General features: G+C 39.9%; 27 protein-coding genes, 1 pseudogene, 1 CRISPR repeat array and 1 riboswitch. Of the genes and pseudogenes, 13 read left to right on the plus strand and 15 right to left on the minus strand.

From position 1 onward, the window contains the following. The first annotated feature begins 240 nt into the window (after window positions 1-240). Window positions 241-864: a transcriptional regulator FilR1 domain-containing protein gene (locus E3E24_RS13075; protein WP_167886776.1), complete on the plus strand. Its 624-nt coding sequence runs from the start codon at window positions 241-243 to the stop codon at window positions 862-864. Between the two features lie 48 nt (window positions 865-912). Here the strand turns inward: E3E24_RS13075 and E3E24_RS07760 are convergent, their stop codons facing one another. Continuing rightward, a complete protein-coding gene (locus tag E3E24_RS07760) occupies window positions 913-2,046 on the minus strand; it encodes a methyltransferase domain-containing protein (protein ID WP_167886775.1) in 1,134 nt (377 codons plus the stop codon). Between the two features lie 77 nt (window positions 2,047-2,123). Between E3E24_RS07760 and E3E24_RS07765 the strand changes: the two genes are divergently transcribed. After that, a complete protein-coding gene (locus E3E24_RS07765) occupies window positions 2,124-3,773 on the plus strand; it encodes a dolichyl-phosphate-mannose--protein mannosyltransferase (RefSeq protein ID WP_167915844.1) in 1,650 nt (549 codons plus the stop codon). Here E3E24_RS07765 and rnhB read toward each other — a convergent pair. The 3 genes from rnhB to E3E24_RS07780 are packed head-to-tail and all read right to left on the minus strand — an operon-like array spanning window position 3,715 to window position 6,012. Continuing rightward, on the minus strand, window positions 3,715-4,395 hold the full coding sequence (gene rnhB / locus E3E24_RS07770) for a ribonuclease HII (protein WP_167886773.1): 681 nt from the start codon (window positions 4,393-4,395) through the stop codon (window positions 3,715-3,717). The genes E3E24_RS07765 and rnhB overlap by 59 nt on opposite strands. Window positions 4,396-4,405: 10 nt before the next feature. Next, a complete protein-coding gene (locus E3E24_RS07775) occupies window positions 4,406-5,227 on the minus strand; it encodes a metal ABC transporter permease (RefSeq protein ID WP_167886772.1) in 822 nt (273 codons plus the stop codon). Beyond that, complete coding sequence (locus tag E3E24_RS07780; RefSeq protein WP_167886771.1) at window positions 5,224-6,012, minus strand: metal ABC transporter ATP-binding protein; 789 nt, start codon at window positions 6,010-6,012, stop codon at window positions 5,224-5,226. Before E3E24_RS07780 ends, E3E24_RS07775 begins: the two co-directional genes overlap by 4 nt. A gap of 163 nt (window positions 6,013-6,175) precedes the next feature. Continuing rightward, window positions 6,176-7,539: a CRISPR direct-repeat array (repeat unit 30 nt; unit sequence CTTTCAATTCTTCTAAAGTCTTATTGGAAC). 524 nt (window positions 7,540-8,063) lie between these two features. Here E3E24_RS07780 and cas2 point away from each other — a divergent pair. Next, window positions 8,064-8,321: a CRISPR-associated endonuclease Cas2 gene (gene cas2 / locus E3E24_RS07785; RefSeq protein WP_167886770.1), complete on the plus strand. Its 258-nt coding sequence runs from the start codon at window positions 8,064-8,066 to the stop codon at window positions 8,319-8,321. Here cas2 and cas1b read toward each other — a convergent pair. From cas1b to E3E24_RS07840, 11 genes are all read right to left on the minus strand, one after another. Further along, window positions 8,318-9,286: a type I-B CRISPR-associated endonuclease Cas1b gene (cas1b, locus tag E3E24_RS07790; protein WP_167886769.1), complete on the minus strand. Its 969-nt coding sequence runs from the start codon at window positions 9,284-9,286 to the stop codon at window positions 8,318-8,320. The genes cas2 and cas1b overlap by 4 nt on opposite strands. Window positions 9,287-9,290: 4 nt before the next feature. After that, on the minus strand, window positions 9,291-10,100 hold the full coding sequence (locus E3E24_RS07795) for an MBL fold metallo-hydrolase (protein ID WP_167886768.1): 810 nt from the start codon (window positions 10,098-10,100) through the stop codon (window positions 9,291-9,293). A 9-nt stretch (window positions 10,101-10,109) separates the two neighbouring features. Beyond that, entirely contained in the window at window positions 10,110-10,637 is a 528-nt protein-coding gene (gene cas4, locus E3E24_RS07800) for a CRISPR-associated protein Cas4 (protein ID WP_240912200.1), read from the minus strand. A gap of 70 nt (window positions 10,638-10,707) precedes the next feature. Continuing rightward, window positions 10,708-11,382 (minus strand): type I-A CRISPR-associated protein Cas5a, encoded by a 675-nt coding sequence (cas5a, locus tag E3E24_RS07805; RefSeq protein WP_167886767.1) that lies wholly within the window; start codon window positions 11,380-11,382, stop codon window positions 10,708-10,710. After that, complete coding sequence (locus tag E3E24_RS07810; RefSeq protein WP_167886766.1) at window positions 11,379-12,326, minus strand: DevR family CRISPR-associated autoregulator; 948 nt, start codon at window positions 12,324-12,326, stop codon at window positions 11,379-11,381. The genes cas5a and E3E24_RS07810 overlap by 4 nt, the downstream gene beginning before the upstream one ends. Beyond that, the gene (locus E3E24_RS07815; protein WP_167886765.1) at window positions 12,319-12,648 is read right to left on the minus strand and encodes a hypothetical protein; all 330 of its coding nucleotides are present in this window, start codon (window positions 12,646-12,648) and stop codon (window positions 12,319-12,321) included. Before E3E24_RS07815 ends, E3E24_RS07810 begins: the two co-directional genes overlap by 8 nt. Continuing rightward, a complete protein-coding gene (locus E3E24_RS07820; RefSeq protein ID WP_167886764.1) occupies window positions 12,632-13,648 on the minus strand; it encodes a hypothetical protein in 1,017 nt (338 codons plus the stop codon). Before E3E24_RS07820 ends, E3E24_RS07815 begins: the two co-directional genes overlap by 17 nt. After that, window positions 13,626-15,905 carry a CRISPR-associated helicase Cas3' gene (cas3, locus tag E3E24_RS07825; RefSeq protein WP_167886763.1) on the minus strand — a complete coding sequence of 760 codons (2,280 nt, stop codon included), beginning with the start codon at window positions 15,903-15,905 and terminating at the stop codon, window positions 13,626-13,628. Before cas3 ends, E3E24_RS07820 begins: the two co-directional genes overlap by 23 nt. Next, on the minus strand, window positions 15,880-16,623 hold the full coding sequence (cas6, locus tag E3E24_RS07830; RefSeq protein ID WP_167886762.1) for a CRISPR-associated endoribonuclease Cas6: 744 nt from the start codon (window positions 16,621-16,623) through the stop codon (window positions 15,880-15,882). The genes cas3 and cas6 overlap by 26 nt, the downstream gene beginning before the upstream one ends. A 114-nt stretch (window positions 16,624-16,737) precedes the next feature. Further along, window positions 16,738-17,388, minus strand: a complete 651-nt coding sequence (locus E3E24_RS07835; RefSeq protein ID WP_167886761.1) for a glycosyltransferase family 2 protein — start codon at window positions 17,386-17,388, stop codon at window positions 16,738-16,740. Then, window positions 17,303-18,187 (minus strand): peptidase M54, encoded by an 885-nt coding sequence (locus E3E24_RS07840; RefSeq protein WP_240912199.1) that lies wholly within the window; start codon window positions 18,185-18,187, stop codon window positions 17,303-17,305. The genes E3E24_RS07835 and E3E24_RS07840 overlap by 86 nt, the downstream gene beginning before the upstream one ends. Window positions 18,188-18,253: 66 nt before the next feature. Beyond that, window positions 18,254-18,330: riboswitch (Fluoride riboswitch) on the plus strand. Window positions 18,331-18,365: 35 nt separating this feature from the next. Here E3E24_RS07840 and E3E24_RS07845 point away from each other — a divergent pair. The 10 genes and pseudogenes from E3E24_RS07845 to E3E24_RS07890 all read left to right on the plus strand — a co-directional run bounded on the left by E3E24_RS07845 (window position 18,366) and on the right by E3E24_RS07890 (window position 23,875). Then, window positions 18,366-19,219: pseudogene (locus E3E24_RS07845) on the plus strand (prenyltransferase/squalene oxidase repeat-containing protein). Window positions 19,220-19,228: 9 nt separating this feature from the next. Then, complete coding sequence (locus E3E24_RS07850; protein ID WP_167886847.1) at window positions 19,229-19,933, plus strand: DUF6062 family protein; 705 nt, start codon at window positions 19,229-19,231, stop codon at window positions 19,931-19,933. After that, complete coding sequence (locus tag E3E24_RS07855; RefSeq protein WP_167886759.1) at window positions 19,917-20,237, plus strand: hypothetical protein; 321 nt, start codon at window positions 19,917-19,919, stop codon at window positions 20,235-20,237. Before E3E24_RS07850 ends, E3E24_RS07855 begins: the two co-directional genes overlap by 17 nt. Beyond that, on the plus strand, window positions 20,215-20,640 hold the full coding sequence (locus E3E24_RS07860) for a hypothetical protein (protein ID WP_167886758.1): 426 nt from the start codon (window positions 20,215-20,217) through the stop codon (window positions 20,638-20,640). The genes E3E24_RS07855 and E3E24_RS07860 overlap by 23 nt, the downstream gene beginning before the upstream one ends. Beyond that, window positions 20,633-20,821 (plus strand): hypothetical protein, encoded by a 189-nt coding sequence (locus E3E24_RS07865; protein ID WP_167886757.1) that lies wholly within the window; start codon window positions 20,633-20,635, stop codon window positions 20,819-20,821. Before E3E24_RS07860 ends, E3E24_RS07865 begins: the two co-directional genes overlap by 8 nt. Beyond that, window positions 20,781-21,053: a hypothetical protein gene (locus E3E24_RS07870; protein ID WP_240912197.1), complete on the plus strand. Its 273-nt coding sequence runs from the start codon at window positions 20,781-20,783 to the stop codon at window positions 21,051-21,053. Before E3E24_RS07865 ends, E3E24_RS07870 begins: the two co-directional genes overlap by 41 nt. After that, a complete protein-coding gene (crcB, locus tag E3E24_RS07875; protein WP_167886756.1) occupies window positions 21,043-21,414 on the plus strand; it encodes a fluoride efflux transporter CrcB in 372 nt (123 codons plus the stop codon). The genes E3E24_RS07870 and crcB overlap by 11 nt, the downstream gene beginning before the upstream one ends. A 4-nt stretch (window positions 21,415-21,418) precedes the next feature. Next, window positions 21,419-21,793 (plus strand): DUF190 domain-containing protein, encoded by a 375-nt coding sequence (locus E3E24_RS07880; protein WP_167886755.1) that lies wholly within the window; start codon window positions 21,419-21,421, stop codon window positions 21,791-21,793. 111 nt (window positions 21,794-21,904) lie between these two features. Beyond that, window positions 21,905-23,119 carry a bifunctional phosphopantothenoylcysteine decarboxylase/phosphopantothenate--cysteine ligase CoaBC gene (gene coaBC, locus E3E24_RS07885; RefSeq protein ID WP_167886754.1) on the plus strand — a complete coding sequence of 405 codons (1,215 nt, stop codon included), beginning with the start codon at window positions 21,905-21,907 and terminating at the stop codon, window positions 23,117-23,119. A gap of 75 nt (window positions 23,120-23,194) precedes the next feature. Beyond that, complete coding sequence (locus E3E24_RS07890) at window positions 23,195-23,875, plus strand: aspartate/glutamate racemase family protein (RefSeq protein WP_167886753.1); 681 nt, start codon at window positions 23,195-23,197, stop codon at window positions 23,873-23,875. Window position 23,876: the final 1 nt, after the last annotated feature.

Genomic DNA, 23,876 nt, shown 5'->3' on the forward strand with positions numbered 1-23,876 from the left:
TTATTAATTAGTTGTTATAGAAGATGAAAAAGTATTAAATAAGCTCGTGAAAATAAAAAGCGAGGGATAATAATGAACGCTGAAAATTTATTGAAGTTCATAATGAGTTCAGACTTACGGCGCAAACTAATTTTGTCATTGGGGACTAGCCCTAAAATCTTGAAAGATCTTCAAGCCGAGTTAAAATCAACACCTTCTTCAATACTCCACGCTCTAAAATCATTAGAGAGCAAAAATATAGTGCATCAAAACGAAGACACAAAAGAATATGGACTCACAAACGTTGGATACCTAATCTACATTCAACTTAAGAACATCATTGATTCATTTGATTCCATAGCTAAATTTGAGAGCTTCTGGCTAACTCATGATGTTAAGTCTGTTCCAGAAGAATTCCTCAGAACAATTGGGGACCTTAGAAACTCTAAGCTTATAATTGCTTCTCCTGATGAGCTGAAATCTCCCCATGAAGTGTATCTGGAACTCCTTAGAAATGCAAAATGGGTTAGGGCAATTTCCTCAGTTGTGTTTGAGGACTACTCAAAAGCGTTTTTGGAGTTAGCTTTTAAAAAGGCAGATATTGAAGCAGTATTGCCAGAGAAAACCTTCGAAATGCTTCTCAAAATGCTTGACCCAAAGGAAGTGAAAGCCCTAAAAGAGCTTCCAAACATGCGCATTTATACTTTAAAATGGAACCCTAGAGTTTCATTCACAGTTACAGATTCGGTACTTTCATTTGGTTTGTTATTCCCCGATGGTAGGTACGATATGACAATGGATTTAGTCAGCTATGATCCAAAAGCTAGGAAATGGGCTCTTGATCTCTTCCATTATTACAAGCAGTTTGCAAAGAGAGCTCTCTAGTCTTTTTTCCTTAAAAGGTCTTAAAGTCTTAAAAGGGATTTCACAAAGCTACCCAATTGCTTCAGCAATTATGGCTTTGTCCTTATATTGGAACACATATGCCCTCCTTTCACCCTTCAAGTTATTCTCAACTTTTCTTCTAAAGCGCCAGTATTCACTATCAGGTATCGAAATTCTAAGTGTTGCTCTTCCAAACCCTTCTTTCCTCAAGAATTCATTAATTCTGAGAGGGTGAAACTTAACGATTCCAGCAATGACATAAGCCCTTTTGAAATACTCGCTTTTGATTTCATCATCGCTGGTTGCTAATACTCTTCTTTTCTCTCTCAGTAGCATATAGAGGTTTCCTTTAACTGCATGGAATAGCTCGTTTATTAAATCGGCATAATCAACGCTCTGGGGAATCTCATAGAGGTATTTTTTAGGCTCGCTCCACTCAATGATGTTTTCAAGGTTAGGATTGCTTTCAAGCCTAACCCCCTTTGGCAAAAGAACTGCTGAGCGTTCAGCTTTTGCCAGAGGTTCAAAGTAAAATGTCAATCTGTTCAGCTGTCCATATAAGTCAATATACTCAAATTCACCTTTCCAAGGAACTTTTTCTCGCCTAATTTGGGGAGGTAAGTCAAATATGAATGCATCTGTTTTATGTTTGTAAGCTTCATAAATCTCGAGAGGACTTGGAAGTAAATCCTCCAGCCTCCTTTCAGGCATTTCTGGTGGACGAGCAGGGTCAGAGAATATTACATCTGCATTCACTTGCTTTATAACGTCCTCACTCAAAGAATCTCCATGGATGAATTTTATCTTCTCTTTAACACCATACTTCTCCGCATTTTTCATTGCATAAAACAGCTTCCTCTCATCAATATCAATTGCATAAGCTTCCCTTGCATATTTGGCGAAAAATATAAGCTGTATCCCAATCCCACAGCTCACATCGGCTATGCTCTCTGGCTTAACCCTCTCAGCTCTGTATTCAGCAACTACCTCATGAGTAGCATACCTCAGTCCCTCTAAATCCATCCATAAATCTGTTCTCGAAAATTTATCCTTAGCTCTAATCCTAGCTCTCGCTATCTCAATTATCTCGTCAGCATTCTCTCTTGGAAGTCTCGCCCTAATCTTTCTCTCATCAAACCCTTTCTTTATCATCTCAACTGCAAGTTCAATGTACTCCTCCATTCTCTCACCGCTATTTCCTTAGGAGGAATTCTTTTAAATTTTTGCGAAAAGGTTTAAAGCAAAGAAGAAAAGAAAAGATGGGAGAAGAAATGAAGAGAAGAGAAAAGCTCTACTTTGCACTGCTCGCTCTTATCATTGTTGGAACATTTTACTACACTTATAAACAAGCTTCAAGCGAGGGTTTATACGACTACATCGGTGATGAAGTCTGGTACGTTTCTGCTTCTCGAAATGTCTTACATCGGTTAGGGATTGATGTGCATTACATCAATGAAACTACCGGAAGTGAAGGCGTTAATATAATATTTCTCACTGAACCTGAAGTTAAGGGAGAAGTAAAGGTTTCTTTTTGGAGATTTACGATCCTAAGAACTTATACTGCAGCTGAACATCTAAAAGTTCCAGATTTTGTTTCAAAACTTGGGATAAAGGTTGAGTACATTCCATTCAATTTCTCCAAAGACTACAACGTTGATCTTATGAAAATTAAAGTTTGGCAGATTGCTCAAAAATACAACTACACAAAATACATGCCCTATACAAATTTTCCAGCTGTATACTATGAGATTCCAAAAGAGCACTTTGATGCATTTGTAAAGGACGTGAAAAGCATTGAAGGCGTTGATGTAATTCCGGGGTTCTGGTATCCAGACAAGGAGAACATTCAGAACTATCTCAACACTGAACATCCATTTTTGGCAAAAGACCTCATAATGCTGGGCATGTTAATTCAAGACAAGCCAATATTCTGGCGCTTACCTGGCTTAATTGCTCACGTAATAATTAATCTCCTCGTATTTTTTGCCGCGTTGAAAATTACGAGAAGCTACTTGGCAGCGTTCATTGCACTGATATTTTCAGCATTTGACCCGCTCTTGTATGCAACGAGCTTGGCAGCGATGCTTGACATCTATGTCGCCCTATTCACTGCAATTTTTATGTATGTGATGATTGTTGACGATTATCCTTTAAGTGGTATTTCAATTGGCTTAGCTGCAGCAACAAAGCTCAACGGTGCATTTCCTTATCCTATTTTAGCGATAAAAGCCCTAAAAGATAGGATGAACCTTAAGAGATATCTCTTGATTCTCTTTGTGCTCCCAGGAATTGCTTTCTTAATTCCAGAAATTCCAATAATAATGGCAATCGGCTTCCAGAGATGGGTTGAAGAGTTTATAGCGAGCTTTTCATGGCATTTGAGCTTTAAAGGTGAGCATCCAGCAAATTCACCTTTCTGGCAGTGGTTCATAAGCCTAAAGCCATTTCCATTCCACTACAATCCAGATGTTTTTGCAGTAACTGATCCGATTCTAATGCTCTCAATGATCGTCTTCATCTTCGCAATTCCTTACGCTACCAAAAAACGGGGAAAAATCTTAATTCCTTTTGGCATCTTTTGGTCAACAATTGCATTCTATGCTCTCCAATGGGTTCTTGGAGGAAAAACGCAGTTTAGCTTCTATGCAACGCCCCTAGTACCAGCTGGAGCAGTGACCCTCGGGGTCATGGCATATGAACTGATAAAGTGGGAATACTTCGAGGAGTCCCTCAAGTTTTATTGGAGCTGGATTTGGAGGATTATAAGAAGCCCAATTGCCCGGTTAATTCAAAAGAAGTTTATTCAAAAAACGACGAAAGCTAAAGCCGAAGAGAAAGAACCTCAAGAATTTACTTCAGAAAATCAAGGAGATTTAGCTGGCCTTTCTTCTTCTGAGTCTGAGCCTTGAGATTTTCTTCAATTTTCTTTAAAGTTTTCCAGCTTCTCCTAACTATTGGAGGAAATTCCCCGTGTTCTTTGTAATATTCCTCAAGGAACTTTCTCGTCCTTGGGTCGCTCGGATAACCAGAGCCAATTTCACCATACTGCTCTTTGAGCTTCTCAATGGCTCTATCCCTCGTAACTTTAGCCAGAATTGATGCAGCAGAAACTGGAAGGTATTTGGCATCGGCTTTATGCTCGGCTATTATTTTTGGAGAAAAGTTCAGCCTCTTGCCAATTACTTCGCCAAAACGCTCTTCTTTTACATCAGCGGCATCAATGTAGACTATATCGGGCTTCACCTTTAAAGAGTTAAGGGCTTTTATGAAGTTCTCAACCTCGAACTCATTCATTGTCCCCTCTCTTCCATCTATCTGCTCCGGGCTTAGCTCAATAATTACATAATCATCTAAAAGTGCAATTATTTCATTGAACAGCTTTTCTCTTCTCTTTGGTGTCAGTTTCTTTGAGTCCCTAACTCCAAGAGCCTCAAGCTTGCTCAAGTTTTTTTCATCAACTACAACTGCCGCTATGACTAAGGGGCCTATAACTGGACCTCTCCCGGCTTCATCAATGCCTCCAAGCTTCATTTTTGACACCTCACTTCTTGAAGACTAATGTCCCATAGATTATGCCCAATAAAATAGTTGCTATTCCGCTTGGAGGTATGTTGGTTGCGTATGCTAAGAATATGGAAAGAATTTCAATGCAGAGCGTCAGAAAGAGGCTTATACCCACTATCTTTCTCAAATCATCGCTGAGCATCATCGCAATTGCTCCAGGAAGGACGGCAACAACTTGGAGCGTTATTAAGCCAACGGTTTTGACTATCAAAGCTCCAATTGCACCTACAATTATGTAGAGAATCATTAGATAAGCTCTAACGTTTCCTCCGTAGCTTTCAACTCCTTCTGGGTCAAAGCTAACGTAGAGAAAATCTCTGTAGAGGAAAAGCATCACTAGGAAAAGCAGAAAACCGCCAAAAATTAGCATTTCTAAATCGCTGATTGTTATCAAGAAGACCTCTCCCGTCAAGTAGGAAACTATGCTTTCTGAGAGTGCAAAATATGGCCTTGATGCCATGACTTTGTAGAGGATCCCAAAGCCCAGAACTGTTGCCCCTGCAACGAAGCTAGAAATTATTCCAATTGCTGTATCACTTGTAAATCCTCTGTTTTCAATTTCTGCTATTATGATAACAACGATAACTGTCACAATCAGAGCAATCCAGATTATAATGTTGATATTCCCTATTAAAAGTCCCAAAATCATCCCCAAGACTGCTCCAAAGAGAAGAGAGTGAAAGGTTGCATGAGTTAGGAAAGCCAAGCCTTTTATGTTGATTAAAGGGCTGAGCATGCCAAGGAGGACGCTTATCATTATACTTGCAAGAAGAGCTCTCAAGAGGTACTCGGGAATCATCTCCGCTCACCCCTATGGATGTGTACATCTCCGATGATGCAGTACAGTCTGTTGCCGATCCTCACAGCTTTTGAGAGCGGTCCATAAACTCTGCTTATTACCTCATCTCTCAGCACTTCTTCTGGTGTTCCAAATGCCACAAGCTGCCTGTTTAGAAGCATTATCTTATCCCCAATCTCGGTTAGAGGATTGACGTCGTGAGTTGTGATTATCATTGTAATGTCTTTTTCCTTCTTTATCTTTCCCAAGACGTTGGCAACCTCCACTCTTGCGCTTGGGTCTAAGGCTGAGAGAGGCTCATCTAAAAGGAGGAGCTTTGGGTTTGATATGAGAGCTCTTGCAAGCAGAACCCTCTGCTTTTGCCCACCACTCAGCTCTTTGAAGAGTTTGTTTTTTATGTGCTTTAATCCAACGAATTCCAGAGCTTCTTCTGCAGACTTCAAGATTTTCTTTGGGATTTTGAAGTGGACAAAACTTCTCTTGTAGATTCCTCCCATTGCAACGACTTCAAGAGCTGTTAAGGGAACTCTTTCATTCAGATAATGGCTTTGAGGGACATAGGATATGAGATCTTTAGCTTCCAGCGGATGCTTTCCAAATATCAAGAGTTCACCTGTATACTCTCTGTGAAATCCAGCTAATGTTCTAAGAAGTGTTGTCTTGCCAGCACCGTTTGGGCCTAGGAGAAGTAAGGTTTCACCCTCTTCGAGTTTAAAAGTTAAGTTTTCCACAGCTGTGTAGCCATCATAGTAAATGCTGACATTCTCTGCCCTCACTGCTTCCATGCAATCACCCCAGAATTTAGGTTTACCTAAAATATCCTAACCTCATGTGTTTTTAAATGTTGAGGGGACAAAAGTGATTATTGACTTTGGTGAGCATTTGCTAGGGAGTAGAGCCTTATTAAAACGTGGAGAGTCCTAGCAATAATCCCAATTCTCTTAATGTCTTTCAATTCTTTTAAAGTCTTATTTGAACCTTCCCCGGCAAGTTCCCACACCTCATGCTTCTTGGCTTTCAATTCTCTTAGAGTCTTATTGGAACCACACTATTAGAACTATTTAAAGACGTTGATTATAACCCTTTCAATTCTTCTAAAGTCTTATTGGAACATGAGGTTAGAGAACCAGAAAACCCAATATCTACAGTCTTTCAATTCTTCTAAAGTCTTATTGGAACTTTTCTTTTTCTTTTTTGGAGGTGTGAAAAAGTGAACTTTCAATTCTTCTAAAGTCTTATTGGAACTTCAACCACTGGCTCGGCTAATTCGTATAGTCTCTTCTTTCAATTCTTCTAAAGTCTTATTGGAACTTGGATACTGAAGAGGTTGTATGAATTATTGTGAGGCTTTCAATTCTTCTAAAGTCTTATTGGAACTTAGTTGTTCTACTGGAGCGTTTTCAGCAATCAGACTACTTTCAATTCTTCTAAAGTCTTATTGGAACCCAGAAATGGAACAAACAGAGGTGTTCCAAAGATGATGCTTTCAATTCTTCTAAAGTCTTATTGGAACACCCCATGTTATAAAACCACCTGTTGTTAAGCCTACTTTCAATTCTTCTAAAGTCTTATTGGAACCGGATAGCCCTAAAGCGGGCTATCCGAAAAACTATATCTTTCAATTCTTCTAAAGTCTTATTGGAACACGATGAGGGGACAGTATCAGGGGCACTCTTTTGGGCCTTTCAATTCTTCTAAAGTCTTATTGGAACCAAAACCTCTGAGAACATCAACTTTTGGGGCAATTGTCTTTCAATTCTTCTAAAGTCTTATTGGAACTGCATGCTGTCTCGTCCTCAAACCTATCCAACTTGTCTTTCAATTCTTCTAAAGTCTTATTGGAACGCGGTTAAGACTTTCGAGGATATTAAGGAGCGTCTTACTTTCAATTCTTCTAAAGTCTTATTGGAACTATCGTGCCGTCTTGCACGTAAGCCTTGATGTCAATCTTTCAATTCTTCTAAAGTCTTATTGGAACCAACGGCTTCTTTGGTTGAGTTTCCGTAGGCACTCACTTTCAATTCTTCTAAAGTCTTATTGGAACGCCGTGTTGATCCAATTAACGATGTTTGGGCAATCCGCTTTCAATTCTTCTAAAGTCTTATTGGAACGCTAGGCATCTAGGGTTTTTACAGGCTGAAGGGGAACCTTTCAATTCTTCTAAAGTCTTATTGGAACTGGCACGCTCCGCGAGCTTATTCCAACAAATGGAAGGGCTTTCAATTCTTCTAAAGTCTTATTGGAACTTCCTTCCCAGCTTCTTTGAGGACTTTATCTTTTCTCTTTCAATTCTTCTAAAGTCTTATTGGAACAGGGCGCAATTTTGTCCTATTTCCCAATAAAACTATAAAAACACTTGAATTATAAAAGCTTTTCCCCAAAGGGTCAATAACAAAACCCAAACAAACCTCCAGTTAATACACTATTATCACTCCATTAAATTAATTCACGGTTATTTTTCCATATTTTTAAGGATGTTCAGCAATGTTCAAAACCTCTCCAACGGCTTTTTAGGTGTTAAAATACAAAAATCTAACTAACAAAGTTTTTAAATCCAAAATAGTCAAATTTTCAGGAGGAGAACACACTAAAGAAGCCTCAAGAAGCTTCCATTCCAAATGTGCACATTTAAAATGTTATAAAATTGCCAAAAACTTGTAACACAATGTAATTTAATAACAATCAATTACTAAAGCCTTCCAACACGTTCTCAAGCCTCCATTTTGACATCAAACCATATTAGAACCCAAAAATTTCAAAAACTAGAACGTCAGCAAGGATCGAAAAATTTTCAAAAAGATTAAATGGAGTGAAGCCAAACCCATTATGATGTGCCATGTATGTGGTCATTGTCTATGATGTTAATGTCTCGAGAGTAAATAAAGTCAAAAAGTTCCTGCGTCAATATTTGCATTGGGTTCAGAACAGTGTTTTTGAGGGCGAAATTACCTTAGCAGAGTTTGAGCGCATAAAAGAGGGCCTTCTTAATCTGATAGACGAAGATGAAGATTCAGTAATAATTTACAAGCTTCGCTCAAAGCCAAAAAGAGAAAATTTGGGGGTAGAGAAGAATCCGCTGGAGGACATAATCTAAAACCACGCCACCAATGGATTATACTCCTCGAGCCCAACAAGATATCTTATCAGCTTATAAGCCTCCAGTCTAATCAGCCTCTGCTTGGTTACATTTTTCTTAAGCCTTGGATGCTTCACGCTCTTCTGCATCTCCTCATTGAAAGCTTTTAGGACAATCTTTTTGCCCTCATCGTTAAGTAGGACGCCGTTTAAGTCATCCCTAAAGTGCTTCTTCTTAATTACGCCTTGCTTCACCAAGCGGTTAGCTATGCGATCAGCTATTATCGGCTTGAATATTTCACTTAAGTCCAAAGCAAGAGAAAACCTCCTCTCGCTCGGCTCATGCAGATAGCTTATCGTTGGCGTCAGCTGGGTGTTGTAGAGCTCACTTATTATAGCGGGATAAAGCCTTGAGTTTAAGAAGCTTATTAAGGCATTCATTTCATTTTGAGGAGGTCTCCTCGTTCTTTTCACAATCTTGAAACCATCTGGAAGAGTCTCATCCCATAAAGCATAATACTCCTGCCTTATTCTTGCCTCAACATTCATGATATCAGTTATTTTCCTGGTATCTTCAAGCTCCTCCAAAAGCTCATCAAATGAAGCATTAACTCCCCAGCGCTTCAAGTTGCGCTCCATGTTCTTTGCAGCACCTTTAACAAAGAGACTTGCCAATCTTAGGCGTTTCTCTTTATTGAGATAGTGCTCAGCCTGCTTTATTACTAAATCACCAGAGTGGAGGCTTTCTCTGGGATAAAATGAGCCGTCATAATAACCATAGTGGTTGAAGAAGTGAACAGCTATTCCCTTCTGGGCTAAAAAGTGGAGAGCCTGGGAGGTTATAGTGACTTTTCCATAAATGTAGATGTCATAGATGCCTTCAACAGCCAAAGGCCTTTTTCCTTGGGCGTTTTCAAAATACAGGGTGTTTTCTCTTCTAAAGAGAGTCCCATCTGAAAATAAAGTTAGGGACTTCTTTCTCATAATATCACCAGCTTATAACCTTTCCAACACCACACCCTACATAATCCACCCCGAACTCCTCCGCAAAAATGCGCTCTGCTTTGCTTCCTGTACAGTGGCAAGGCATAACTTTTTGAACTCCCAGCTTTTTGAGGCTTGTAGCTATTGCCCTAACTTCCTTTTCTGATGCTCCAAATAAGTGAAAACCTCCAACAACTAAGAAGGCATTCTCTCCTGTTATGTTCTCTGCTCTCTCCACGATCTTAACTATTCCGGGATGAGAGCATCCAGTTACCACAACTAAACCCTTTGAAGTTTTCAAAACGAGAGCCTGCTCTCCTACTGGAGACATTACTCCAGTGGAGTAAACATTCTTCAAAATTTCTTTCGGATCATCAATTTCAACGACTTTTGCCCCAAAGCTCCGGACTTTCTCTTTAAAACTATCTGGGAAGATACTTGGGAGGAATACCGTCACATTGGGATTCTCCCTTAAAAACGCCCACAGCCCACCTGTGTGATCTCCATGGATGTGAGACAGAAAAACGTATTGGATTGACTTTGGGTCAATGTCAAGCTTCTTTATGTTGCCCAGCAGAATTTCACCATCGCCACCGGTATCAAAAAGAATTGTATAGTTTTTGAATCTAACAACAGCAGCAAAGCCCCATGCGCTTTTAAAGCCGCTCAATGCTTTGTTGTCATAGACGATAATTATTTTGTCTCCACCAGAATATTCCTCTTGTTGTCTGACTGAATTCTGTTGTCTAAATAAAGGAATGAGAGCCAAGAGGAGCACCAGTATTGCCATGAGGATTAGGGGAAGCTTTTTCATATTATCACCTCAAACCCAGCAGAGCTCATAATATGCACATTTTTTGCACTTCTTTGTTTTTACAGGCTTAGGTGGGGTTGGGAGCGATTTTACCCGCTCAACTTCTTTTATAGCTTCTTCAACTTCTTTTTCTCTTCCTTCAAGTGTTATCTCTTTCGTTTCTCTGAGCTTTGGATAATTCAGAATAGCTTTCGCATTTATGCCAAGTTTCTTGAGGTAGTAAAGGTAATAGAGAGCCTGCATCTCGTGGGCCTTCTCCATTGATTTGCCCTTTTTGACTTCATGGACTTCAATGATGTCACCTTTCTTGATGAAGTCAATGCTTATTGGACCGATTCTGATTTCCTTTTCTTCTCCGAAGTAGCTCTTTTCGTGGAGGAACTTGCCAAGGTCAACCCATTCACTCTCTTGCTCCATGGTGATGCCTTTAGAAAAGTACCAGAGTTTAGTTGGGCAGATGAAGAGGTAGTTAATTTCTGTGCCACGGATTAGGAGGTGATGTTCGGGATATAGGTCGGTCATTGGAAAGGCCTCCATTACACCTGAAAGTGTAACAGTCTAAGGTGTAATTTTTGATACAGTCTTTACTGTAAAAAACAACAAAAAACTAAGAAAGCACAAAGAGTTTCCAGTTCTTGCCCTCTTTTGGACGTTTTGAGAGGAGTATGGGGCAATATTTGGTCTCATAAGGTTTTCCAGCTTTTTTAGATGAGTAGGGGTTAATCTGCTCAAATGTAACTTTTTTTGCAAAGTCCTTTACTGGGTAAATAATTGCCCCTTCAGGAAGCTTTGAGAGTTCTGAAGGGAAAACAGCATCAGCTGGTTCTTTATCTATCCACTCTGCGCTCTTTACATAGACGATTGAATCACTTGTTCCGAGATATCTAATGCTCTGTGCATAGGTTATTAATTCCTTTGGAATCCCAATTTTGCTGAACCCCAAATAAACTTCTAAGTCCCCACTGAAATGAACGTATTCCCTAACTCCGAAGCTTGGCTGAAAACCTGGTTGATCTTTCTTCTTTTTTAGTCTCTTGATGAAAACACTATTCACTACAATGATTTTAGGGAGTTTAATTCCAACCTTTGCATCTTTTACATACTCAAAGATTCTTTTCCCTTCGCTAACTTTGCCGCTCATTCTAATTGCCGTTGCAACGAGAGCTAACTTTATTGTGGATGGTGCGATTAGAGGCAAAGCTAACGCATACTGGGACGAATACTCTGGGATTCTGTAGGAATAAAATGAAGGAAAGTGAATCCTAAGCCTCATCCATTTCATTTCTCTCCCCCAAAGTTCATCTCGTAGGGCTCTTTGCTTAACAGCGTGCCAATCTTCTCCACGAAATCGGCCACTCCTTTAAACTCAAGAACTTCAATCCCCTCAATTGTCTCAGCTATCTTCTTTATTTCCGCTTTGTAGTCTTCCTTCAACGGAGAAATTACTGGCACTGGAACAGGTTTTGTGGAATAAACTATTACACCCTCAAAATCAACTACATGTGGAAGCCTTGTTGTTGTCATTGCTCCCTCAGGTCTTGTGAACATTAGCTGATAGGCCTTTAGTGCCAGTTGATAGCGCTCTTTTCTACGCTCTCCATCGTAGGAATATACATCCTGCCTTGCTTCATTCAAACCAATGCGCCATGGCTGGAAAACTGTAACAATTGCATATTTTCCAGTTCTTGTAGGTCTGTGGTAAATCATTTGTGACCGAATTTCCTCACTTTCTTCATCATTTTTCTTCTTCTCTTTTTCACCTAATGCATGTCTTGCGTGTAAGTGAATATCCCTATAAACTTCAGGAATGCCTAAAGCCCATCCAAACTCTATGGTTGATTTTCTCGCAACTGTAGGCTTTTCAATCATGAATCCGTGCACATCACAAATATCACAGGATTCAAGAGCTTTTTTGACGGCTTCTTCTACTGTGCTTGGCTTTTCTTTTCCGATTTTAATGACATAATTAAATCTTTCCGGCTGAAGAACCTTACATGCATCACATAGATTTTCCTTGCCATCGAGGAGCCACATAAACTCTGAATGAATGTGTTTCAACATTTCCCCGGAAATTCCATCAGTTGTTACAGCTTCTCCAGTATTTGGATCAATTATCTTAACGCTTCTTGGCTCAACAACGTTTCCAACATTGCCTTCGTTGTTCAAGCTGTGGAGCTCCCAAAGGGCTCTTCCCAAAATTGCAATTTCAAAAACTTTTTCACTCATTTTCTTCACCTCCTTTCACAAGAGCATAGCTAATTAAGGCAGAGCGAACAAGCTTTACTCCATATTCATCAACAAGCCTCATCAGCTCAACTAAGCTTGTTTCTTTTGGTCTGGTTAATGGCTTACCCTTGTAGCCTTTCTTGGCTAATGTCTCATACCTCCTCAAAAAGCGTTTTATTGCCCCTACAAACTGCTCTTTGCTTTCAACATATTCAAGTTCCACCAAAGAGGAGTAGTCCTCTCCTATTCTCAGCGCCCTCCTAAGGGCTTTTCCAAAGTCCTTTATAGCTTCGTTTTCAAAAAGCTCAGCTAACTTCGACATTCTTCAACACCTCCAAAAGGGAATCCGCGTCATAAACTCCAAATTTTAGGCCCTCTTTTCTGAGCTCGTTCCTCAAGTGAAGTCTTGCATAAGAATAGTAGTTGTCTAATGTTGGTTCTGCTATGAACTTTGCTAAAGACAGTGCTAAATCTTCGTAGCCTTTCTTGAATGATGTGAATTCAAATATCTTCAACCACATATCGAGTGCATCTTCGTTGGAGACAACTATGGTATGAAGAAGCTCAAGTGGAAACAGCCCAGATGTGAATGGTTTTGGTTGATTACCTGTTTTCATCATGACTCCATAGAAGAGCCCACCGATTTTGGGTGAAAACTTTCCCCCATTACTGAGAGCTTTTTCTTCCTTAACTAGCTTTGCTGCTATATATGCAACTGTTGCAAAATAACCTGCTCTATGAAATCCCTTTACAGAATCCTTCAGCTTTGACCTAATGTCCTGAATGTGCCTAATCTTCGTATTAGAGGGCAATGGATACACAGCTACCCAGTATTCCTTAGAATATTTCCACAGTGAAACGTTTATGGCTCCAAGCACCGCAAGATAAAGCTCGTCTTGCAGAATTTTCACTTGGTCTTCCGAATATGAACTTGGAACGGCTTTCCTAATGCCTTTACTTGCGGCAAGTTCAAGCGATTGTGGGAGGGTTACAGACTTTCCTCCAAGATGCCCACTAAGGAGTTTCTTCACATTGTTTTCATCGCTGAAAAATTTTCTTATCTCCTGCTTCAGCTTTTCTACTTTTGCCTTGCTAAGAGTGGCAAGAACGTAATTCCATTCCTCAAGGTCGTCTCCGAGATATTCCTGTATCTTAGGTATTCTTGAGAAATCCAACTCTTTTTGTGTTTTAACTTCATAGTACGCCCCAGCGTCAGAAATCTCTGCATCTCCAGAGAGAGCATGGACGATAACACCAACTCCATAAGCCTTTGCCAAATCCAAAAACTGCCATCCCTGTTTAGGGACTAAATATCGATTCATATGACTCACCACCCGTTGCAAGCCTATCTGAGATACGCAAAAGCTTAGAGACTAACCCATATAGACGATAATACTCATTCTCATCGTCAATATTCAAGTATTTGAAAAGCAGACTTCCAGAGGCACTTTTTGTGATTATCAGCTCTTCTGGAATTGAGTAGATTAGGGATATGTGCTCATGTGCATTCTCAATAAGCTTGAACTTTTGATATTTAGAAGACCAAGGCGAGTGATGATGTGCTATTGCTAAATAGAAAACCTTGAACAATACCTCATCATCAAACTGTTCCATTAAATAGTGCTCTAAAGCTTTGGCAGACACAGTTGCATGAGGCGGCAACTTCTTAACATTCTCAAAGCCGTGGGCTATTGGCTCTTCTCCTTTTTGCCATCCTACTGCCTTTTGCCAGTAATAGTTAAGCTTGCCCACATCATGCAAAGCCACACTAAGCTCAATCCAACTAATTAAGTCCTTCTTGGAGATACCAAAATATTTGGCAAATGTTTTGATTGGATAAGCATATCTTGGTAACATATATGTTCTTAAAAATTCGAGTGTTTTTAGTGAATGCTCAACCCATGTTTCTCTCTTTAATTCTTTTAGCTCAAGCTTAAACAGATGTTCCTTTTCTTCAAATTCAAAGCTCTTAATCTCACCACTTTTGTCAAATAGCAGACCAACCTCTGGAGAGTAACTTATTCCGGAAATTATGTAAAACTCAAATGGCATGATATCTTCTTTGCTTTGAACTTCCACGAGCTCATACTTGCTCTCGTATTCGTCGATGAGTGGATTTTCCTCCACACGGTAAATTTTGGCACCAATCTCCTGTAGGTAGTTGAACTTACCAGCCAAAACTCTAAAGTCAACCCTTAACCGCTTGAGCCTAAATGCTTTCTCTGGTTCATCTCTAAGTTCTTCAACGTTTTCATATAGTGCTATCTCAACTGAATAAGTTTCTCTAACATTTTCTTCAACATATGCCCGCTTTCCTTCGTAAACAGCCCTAACCAAACCTCCCAACCGTTCATAGAATTTATATGGATCGAGATAACTCTCAAAAGGTTTAGAGAGAACTTTATCAACCAGCATTACCTCAGCTTGCCAGTTCAAAAGCTCAACACCTTTGAGAGCTTCAATTGTGGGTTCAACAAGTTCTTTGGTGTATGGTGCATAAGCATTTCCTTGCTTTCTTTCAACATCATACACGACAACTTCACCTTCGCCACCCCATCTTGCGACTCTTCCCGCTCGTTGGATAAGAGAATCAATAGGAGAAATTTCTGTCAAAAGTTTTGAGGAGGAGATGTCCATACCCACTTCAATTACTTGCGTGGCAATTAAGATTCCTTCTCTTTGCTTCTTTCCAAAAATCTCTAAAACTGTTCTCTCTTTAGCTTGTCTATCTTCATCAAGAAACCGTGAATGGAGTAATAATAACGGAACATCTACCTTATCCTCGAGGCTAAGATAGAGTTCCTGAGCTTTCCTAACGGTGTTAACAACAACCAAAAGGTTTTTGGAATCATCCAAATGTCTCAGAACTTCTTCAGCACTTAAGGAAGTCTTAGAGCGAAGGGGAGTACTATCTAAATAAACTTTCCGAGTTTTCCTCGAAGTAATTTCGTTTTCATCATCAACGTTAATTATGTGCACTCTTCCTCCTTTCTTCTCTGCCATATTCTTTACTTTTTCCATAAAGCTCTCTGGGAGTGTAGCAGACATCATGACAAATGGAAATCCAAGCTTTGAACTCTCAATGCTCATTGCTACCGATGTCAACAGTCCTTTTTCTGGATGCAACGTGTGAACTTCATCAAACACCAGCATTGAAGATGCAACACCACCAACGAAGATATTTCCCCACTTTTTTGGCATGCTTAAGGGCACGCTTAAATAAGCTCCCGCCGCTTGGTCAATTGTTGTAATAATTATATCCTCCTCAAAAAGCTGACTTTCAACTCTTTTTCCATGGTGAACAGCAACTCTAAGCTTTTTAAAGGATGCATAGCGTTTAGCCCTATTACCTAAACTTTCAACAAGGGTTCTATTTGGCAAGGAATAGATAAGCTGAGAAGGCAAGCTTTCGTTCACTTCAGAGATAAAAGGAATCAGCACCATTTCACTTTTTCCTGCCCCTGTCGGTGCTCTAACGATTAAAGAATAGCCTTCTAAGAGGTATTCAATAGCTTCCTTTTGAAACTTATATGGAGCAAATCCAGTCACTTGCTTAAACTTTCTTTCTATTTCCCCCATCAACCTTCACCATCCCAAATCCTAAAGAGTTCTTCTCCCCAAAGCCGACAAGATAGCCAACCCTAATCAGTTCATCATCTCCATATGCTTTGAACACCATGTGCCAAGCCCTCTGGAAAATCCCAGGCTTAATCTCGAAGCGCTTGGGCTTTGCATTTAACACTTCAATTTCAAAATCCTCCGGAGGTTTCTTCCCATGAATCAGCATATACTTCTCCTTTAGATTTTCCCCTAAATTTTCATAGAACTTTGGCTCATTTGGGCCTAAATCATAGTGCTTCGGCTTTCCAAACTGAAGCTTTATGGTTGTAACAGCTATCGGGGAGAGCGTTGAATATCTTTTTCCACTAAATGAAACTGGTTCTGGTAAGGCTTTAACAGTCTCAACGTAAAACTTTTCATCCCAAAGCTGAACTTCTGGCTCTTGCAAAAGGCCTCCAATGAATGCCTCAGCTATCTCGGGAACAGCTGTTGAAAAGTAGAAGAACCCCTCCCCTCTACCGATGAAGTATTTGCTGTTCCTTATCATACGCCGCTCTTTGGTCATAAAAAGCGAAAACGTGAAGAGCTTTGGAGTCTTTGGCCTGTGCAGAGATAAGCTTAGCTCTGGATTTGTTCTTTGGATTCTCCTATAAATCAGACCCTGTAGATAATAGAGATGGTTATAGGGAATCTTGAACTCTGAATTCTCGCCTTTGAGTCTTATTAGAAACCGCATAACAAACACCACAAACGTTTGTAGTGAATTATGTAAATTAACTATTAAAAGTTTTTCCTTTATAATACTTTCAGTTATTTAATACTCACTCGGATAATAGAACCAAACTTCAGTTTAGTACTTCAAAAGAACTTCTAAAAATCTCACAATATCTTCAAACCGAAAATGACCAGTTTCAATTCCATAAATCATCGAAACAGGAACTTCTTTTATCCTTGCACCCTTCTTCACAACCTTTATTAAAACTTCAGTCTCGACTTCATACCTCCTGCTCTCAATCTCAGGTAGAAACTCCCTTCTTATAGCTCTAAATCCACTTTGGGTGTCCTTAACATTTATCCCTAACTTCAAGCGAATGAGAGAAGTCGTTATGAAGTTGCTTATCTTCCTTATCAGCGGCCTCTCTCCTTGGGCTTTTATCAACCTTGAGCCGATTACAAAATCCGCTTCGTCTTCAACAATGGGCTCAACAAGTTTTATTATCTCTTCAGGCTTGTGCTGTCCGTCAGCATCCATAAAAACGATTATATCTCCACTTGCTGCTTTAATGCCTTCGCTCATAGCTTTACCTTTCCCTTGGTTCTGTTTTAATCTTATGACTTTCACTCCAAATTTCTTTGCCACTTCGCTAGTTCTGTCTCTGCTCCCATCATCAACAACAATGACCTCGTCAACAAATTCAGGCATCCGTTGAAGAACGTTCCCTATCCTCTTTTCCTCGTTGTAAGCTGGTATTATCACACTTATTCGCTTTCCATTCAACATTCCTCTTCAGCTCCAAAAAGCATTTAGGGCAGAAGTCCGGAATTCTTGAATCCCAATCATCAATGGTCGCAGGAGGATTCATCACACAGTTCTCAGAGCAGTGATCTAAGCCAAAAGCATGCCCTAATTCGTGCAGAATAGCCTTGAAAAGTCTTTGTGAAAAAATCAGCTTATTTTCATGGTAGAAGGGACTTGCAGAAACAACTATGATGTTCAGTCCAGAGATTTGTTTTTGAATTCCTAAGAATTTCTCATAGAAGTCAAGGTAAGGATTCCTTGTAACGAGAGGCAAGCTTACAACACCTATAACAGTGTCTGGGATATCATTTTCATAGAAGTCCGCTATATTAATCGTTTTCTCTTTAGTTCCTTCATGAATGACTTCTACTCCATTTTCAACTTTTTCTTTATCAATTCCTGCATTGCCTTCTTGATTTTTTCTTTGCGTTTCTTCGTCCTTATTCTCGCTTTTCTTCACTATATTCTCCTTATAGTATCTCTCGTATCTCTCCAACACCTCATCACGAGTTTTAACAAGCCACCCATGGAGAATATCAACAATGCCCTCTAGGGGATACGCCAACACTTTACCTTCCTCTGTCTCAATCATAATGGTGAATCCAGGCTTCAGCTCCAGAACGACATCATTAGCTGCCTCTTCGATTTCGTTGGAAGCGTGAAAGATAAGGCGGATAGGGAGCTTGTTCTCAGCTAGATATCTATTAACCTCACTGTATGCATCAAAAACGGCATCTTTATACTCATAATTACCTATGTAGACAAACCATATTGTCCTCATGATTTCACCGATTTTTGGTTTTAATTTAAACGATTAACCAAAATCTTTAAATATTTTCTCTCTTATGTTAACTTGGGCGATGGCGTCCGCCCGGGGCTTCGAGCCCGAACCGCCCGCTAAGGGCTGATGACGCCTGTTCTAACCGCTAATTATCATAAAACAGTTAGGAGGCGGTAGAATGGGCTCGAAGCTCTATGAACTTGCGAGATATGTGAATATTAATGCTGTCGTTAGTTACATCTCAAAGAGACGCCATGAGGATGGAGGCTACTGCTTCGTCTCACTCCTAAATGAAACTAACATAAATGACACATATTATGCCGTTAAAATCTACGATCTGCTCAATCTTGAAATTCCAGAAAAAGAAAAAACAATTGAATTCTTAGACAATTCAGCACAAGCTCACAGAGCTACAGTTGCTCTTGCAATGGCAAGCGAAGCCCTTGCAATTTTAGGGGCAAGAGATTTGGCATTGGAAAAACTCCAGTACATTTTCAAAAAATACAACCCCCTTGAGGGACAGTTCTCTGTCGGATTAGGTGGAAGTGAAGAGTTTGGCGCGGCAACACCCTTAGAGTCAACTTATTGGGTACTAAGAGCAGTTGCAACTTTGGATTACAAGCTGGAGAATGATATGAAGGAAAAATTAGAGAGTTCATTGAGAGCTTTAGAAAAGGCAACGGCTATGGAGTTAACCAGCCAACAGTTACAATGACGTACCAAGCGCTCTACTCTCTAAACGCTCTGGGATATCCAATACCAAAAACAAGGTTCTTTGAAGAGTGCGAAGTCCATGGAGGATTTACTGAAGTGCCATTATCTCTACCGCCGTATCTCGAACCAACGTTTTATGCGATAAGAGGGCTGAAGCTCCTTGGGAAAAAGCCAAGATACATAAAAGAACACATCAAATTCATCAGAGCTTTGCAGAATCCCAATGGAGGATTTAGACGCTCGCTAGAGATGGGGATATCAAACTTCCAGAACACATACAGAGCACTGAGAACGTTAAGCGATCTGCTCAGCTTCTGAGGAATGGCTATGGATTTGATTGGGATTTATTTAAGAGAGGCTATTCAAGAATCTGGCTGTCCAGTGTGCAGAATGCTCAAAAAGTACGAAGAGGATATAATCGGCCAGATACTGTACGAGCATGTCAACAATCCCAGCGTTAGAGAGAAGTTTGCAGAGAGCTTAGGCTTATGCACTTATCATGCATGGAAAATGAAGGAGATAGCATATTCAAACCCTCTCTACGGTGGGCTTGGAGTGGCAATTATTTACGAGCACATGCTTTCCATTTACATTAATTCCCTCAAAAGCGGGAAAAATCTCGAAGAGAAGAAGTGCTACCTTTGTGATTTAGTCGAGATAAAGGAGCAGCACACCATAGAAGCTCTAGCTGACAGACTCAGCGAACTTATTGAAGACTATAAGAACTCAGAAGCAATTCTATGCAAAAAGCACTACGAAGAGCTGATGCTCCTCCTTCGGAAAAGAAGTCCAAAGCTGGCTGGCAAGCTAAGAGAGATTCAAATAAAAAAGCTCGAGAGAACTAAAGATCTAATGAGGGCTTTTATTGAAAAATTTGACTACCGCTCAAAAGAAGCCCCAACAGAAAGAGAAGCCACATCAGTGCTTAAAGCTATTGAGAGCCTTAAGGGTCTCCCATTGGAGGTTAATTTTATAAAGAAACAGAAACCGCACTCAATCTTTAGAGGTGTCCTCCTTGGAAATAGAGATTAGGGTCAGCTGTGAGGAATTCCACAAAATTAGGAAGGAAAAGCGGGAAATCCAGAAGAAGTTTACTTCCCTTGAAGAGCTTGAGAGGACTTTGAAACTTCTCGAAATCAAATATCTGATTGAAAAACGTGAAAGATTGAAAAAGAGACTCAGGGATGTTGAGTCTCACTATAAAATGCTGTTAGAGTTCAGTGAAAAAGCCAAGCGAGATAAAGAAAAAATGAAAAAGCTTAGATTGCAACTCAGCCTGGAAAACAGAAAACTGAGAGAAGAGATGAAAGAATATGAAAATTGTAGTAAAGCCTGAAGTAGGTTGGAGAAAAGTCGTATTTCAAATTGATGATGAAGTTTTTGAGAAGATTAAGGAGATTGCTGAAAAGCACGGGTTTAGGTTAGATGAAGCTCTCAAAATAATCCTTCTCGGAGAGTTTTTAGATGAAAGTACCAACGTGAATGTTGAGGAGTTGAGAAAGGAAGTGAGAAAGCTTGAAGAAAAGCTCTATGAAGTTGAAGGCAAATGGTCTCCGTTGAAGTTTACTTCCTATGGAATAGCAATGGATAATCAAAACTTAGCAATCCAGTTATCTGGGCTTATTGCAGAGAATAAAAGGCTTAGAAAGATGCTTGGGAAAAAAGAGAAAGACTACAGAGAAATTGAGGAGCTGATCCACTGTTATCTCCAATTCGAGAGGAGGGAAAGGAGTGAATGAGAGAATAGAACATCTTGCTGAACTCTTAAAAACCAAAAAAGAGCTCGAAAGAGAAATTGCATTAATGAGAGAGAAGTATGAGAAGGCTATGAGAGATCAAAAACTCCTCATGAGAGAACTAGAGAAGCTGAGGGAGGAAAATGAAAGACTACATGGAAAGAGCAAAAAGGTTGATATCTGAAAAGGGTGTAGATGTCATAGATGACATCCAAAGAGAGATATTACACCTCAACAGCATTAGGGCATCCCTTAACTATAAGCTCTATGAAGTTTACACAACTAATAGACTGCTTGCAATAAAAATACTTGGCTATGCGTCGGAGAACAAAATGCTGGGAGGAAAGGGTCTAAGCAAGGAAGTGGAGGAAATTGTGGAATACTACCTAAAGGCGGGTCGAAAAAATGAACGCTAAGCTTATAGTCGCAATTGCCCTGGGAGGCGCATTAGGAGCGTTGACAAGATTTTACATCTCTGGAATTTTGCCAGTCTACAAAGACTTCCCAGTAGGAACGCTTTTGGTGAACAGCATAGCGAGCTTTATACTCGGCTATCTCTACGGATTACTCTTCTTTGGTTACGACGTTTCTCCAAATACAAGACTCTTTTTGGGAACGGGTTTCTGCGGAGCTTTGAGTACGTTTTCGACATTTTCCTACGAAACATTTATCCTCTTGAGGGAGAAAGAATACACTCTAGCTTTGCTCAACATCTCGGCAAATGTTATAATTACCATAAGCTTGGTGTTTTTGGGCTTCATTCTAGCAAGGAGGTGATTTTATGGTTGAAGTTGAGCACTGGAATACTCTGAGATTGAAGATATACATTGGAGAAAATGACACCTATGATGGGAAACCTCTCTACAAGGCGATAGTTGAAAAGCTTCGTGAAATGGGAATTGCTGGAGCAACGGTGTATAGGGGAATTTTGGGCTTTGGCAAGAAAAGCAAAATGCACTCTGCTGATATATTGAGGCTTTCTACTGATTTACCAATAGTCATAGAAGCCGTTGATAGAGGTTACAAGATAGAGAAGGCAATCTGCGAGATAAAACCAATGATTAAGGACGGCATGATAACAGTTGAGCCGGTGATAGTTGTATGGGTCGGAAGTGAGGAGGAAGTGAAAAAATTCGAAGAAGATACTGTGAGATAAAACTGAGCTCTATAAAGTCTGCATCTTTTCATTTAGCGAGGCTTTGAACTCTTTGGAACACTCCTAAAAGCTTTAAGTGTGAAAGAGAGAAATACTATTAGGTGAATAAAAATGCTTCATCATGTTAAGCTGATTTATGCAACCAAAAGCAGAAAACTTGTTGGTAAGAAAATTGTTCTTGCCATTCCTGGAAGCATAGCGGCAGTTGAGTGTGTAAAGCTGGCGAGAGAGCTGATAAGACACGGGGCAGAGGTTCATGCTGTTATGAGCGAAAGTGCCCAGAAAATAATTCATCCCTATGCAATGGAGTTTGCAACTGGAAATCCCGTAGTTACTGAGATTACCGGGTTTATAGAGCATGTTGAATTGGTGGGAGAGCATGAGAATAAAGCAGATTTGGTCTTAGTGTGTCCAGCAACTGCAAACACAATTTCAAAGATAGCATGTGGGATTGATGATACCCCAGTCACAACCGTTGTGACAACAGCTTTTGCCCACACACCGATAATGATAGCCCCTGCTATGCATTCAAGCATGTATGAACATCCAATAGTAAAGGAGAATATAGAGAAGCTCAAAAAGCTTGGTGTCGAGTTTATAGGGCCAAAATTCGAAGAAGGCAAAGCAAAAGTTGCCAGCATTGACGAAATCGTTTACCGCGTCATTAAAAAGCTCCACAAGAAGGATTTGAAAGGTAAGCGAGTTTTAGTAACAGCAGGAGCTACAAGAGAATACATTGACCCAATAAGGTTCATTACAAACAAAAGTTCTGGAAAAATGGGCGTTGCTCTGGCGGAAGAGGCTGACTTTAGAGGAGCTGAGGTGACTTTAATCAAAACCAAGGGAAGTGTGCCAAGCTTTGTAGAAAATCAAATTGAAGTTGAGACTGTTGAAGAAATGTTGCGCGCAATAGAAAATGAGCTGATGAGTAAAAAGTATGATGTTGTAATCTTAGCTGCCGCTGTCAGCGATTTCAAACCAAAAGAAAAGGCTGAAAAGAAGATAAAGAGCGGACAAACACTCATTTTGGAATTGGTTCCAACCCCAAAGATAATCCAGAGGGTAAAGGAGATACAACCGGATGTGTTCTTGGTTGGATTTAAGGCTGAATATGGTGTTAGTGAGGAAGAGCTTATTGCTCAGGCAAGAAACCAGATTGAGAAAGCCAAAAGCGATGTTGTGATTGCCAACAAGGGTGAGATCGCTTTTGGCAGTGAAGAAAATGAGGTTTACTGGGTTACAAAAGACAAAGCCGAAAAATTCCCAAGAATGAACAAGAGAGAACTGGCTGAAAAGATTTGGGACAAGATTGTTGAGATGCTTTAGTTTTTGTTTTTGTGAAGACTTTTTCATTAAAAAGTCTCATAAACTTCTTTTCTTAATTTTCTTGGAGGTGGAAGTATGAAAAAGATAGGAATAATCGGTGGAATGAGTCCAGAATCAACACTCTACTATTATAAAAAGTTCATTGAAATCTCAAGAGAAAAGTTTGGGCTATATTTTTATCCAGAGCTGATTATTTACAGCATCAACTTCAAGGAGTTCAAAGACAATCCCGATGGCTGGGAAGGTAGGAAAAGAATCCTAATAAACGCAGCAAAAGCCTTAGAAAGAGCTGGAGCTGAAGTGATTGGGATTGCAGCAAACACTCCCCACATGGTGTTTTCTGATGTTCAAAGAGCTATAAACGTTGAAATGGTCAGCATAATTGACGCGGTTGCTGAGGAAGCTAAAAGAAGAGGGCTGAGAAAGCTTCTTCTTTTAGGAACCAAAACTACAATGACAATGCCGTTCTACAAGGAAGCGCTCAAAGAGAAGGGCTTCGATGTAATAGTGCCAAATGAAGATGAGATTGAGGAAATAAACAGAATACTCTTCGAAGAGTTCGTATTTGGAAACTTTAAAAGCAAACCCTACCTCCTAGATGTCATAGAGAAATATATGAGTGAACAAGATATTGAAGGTGTTATATTAGGATGCACAGAGCTTCCATTAGCTATAAAACCAGAAGATGTTAGTGCTGAAGTTCTCGATACCGCGGAAATTCACGTTAGAGCATTGATTGAAAAGGCTTTGGGATGAA

Origin of the sequence: Thermococcus sp. LS2 (genome assembly GCF_012027375.1) — an archaeon.
GTDB lineage: Archaea > Methanobacteriota_B > Thermococci > Thermococcales > Thermococcaceae > Thermococcus_B.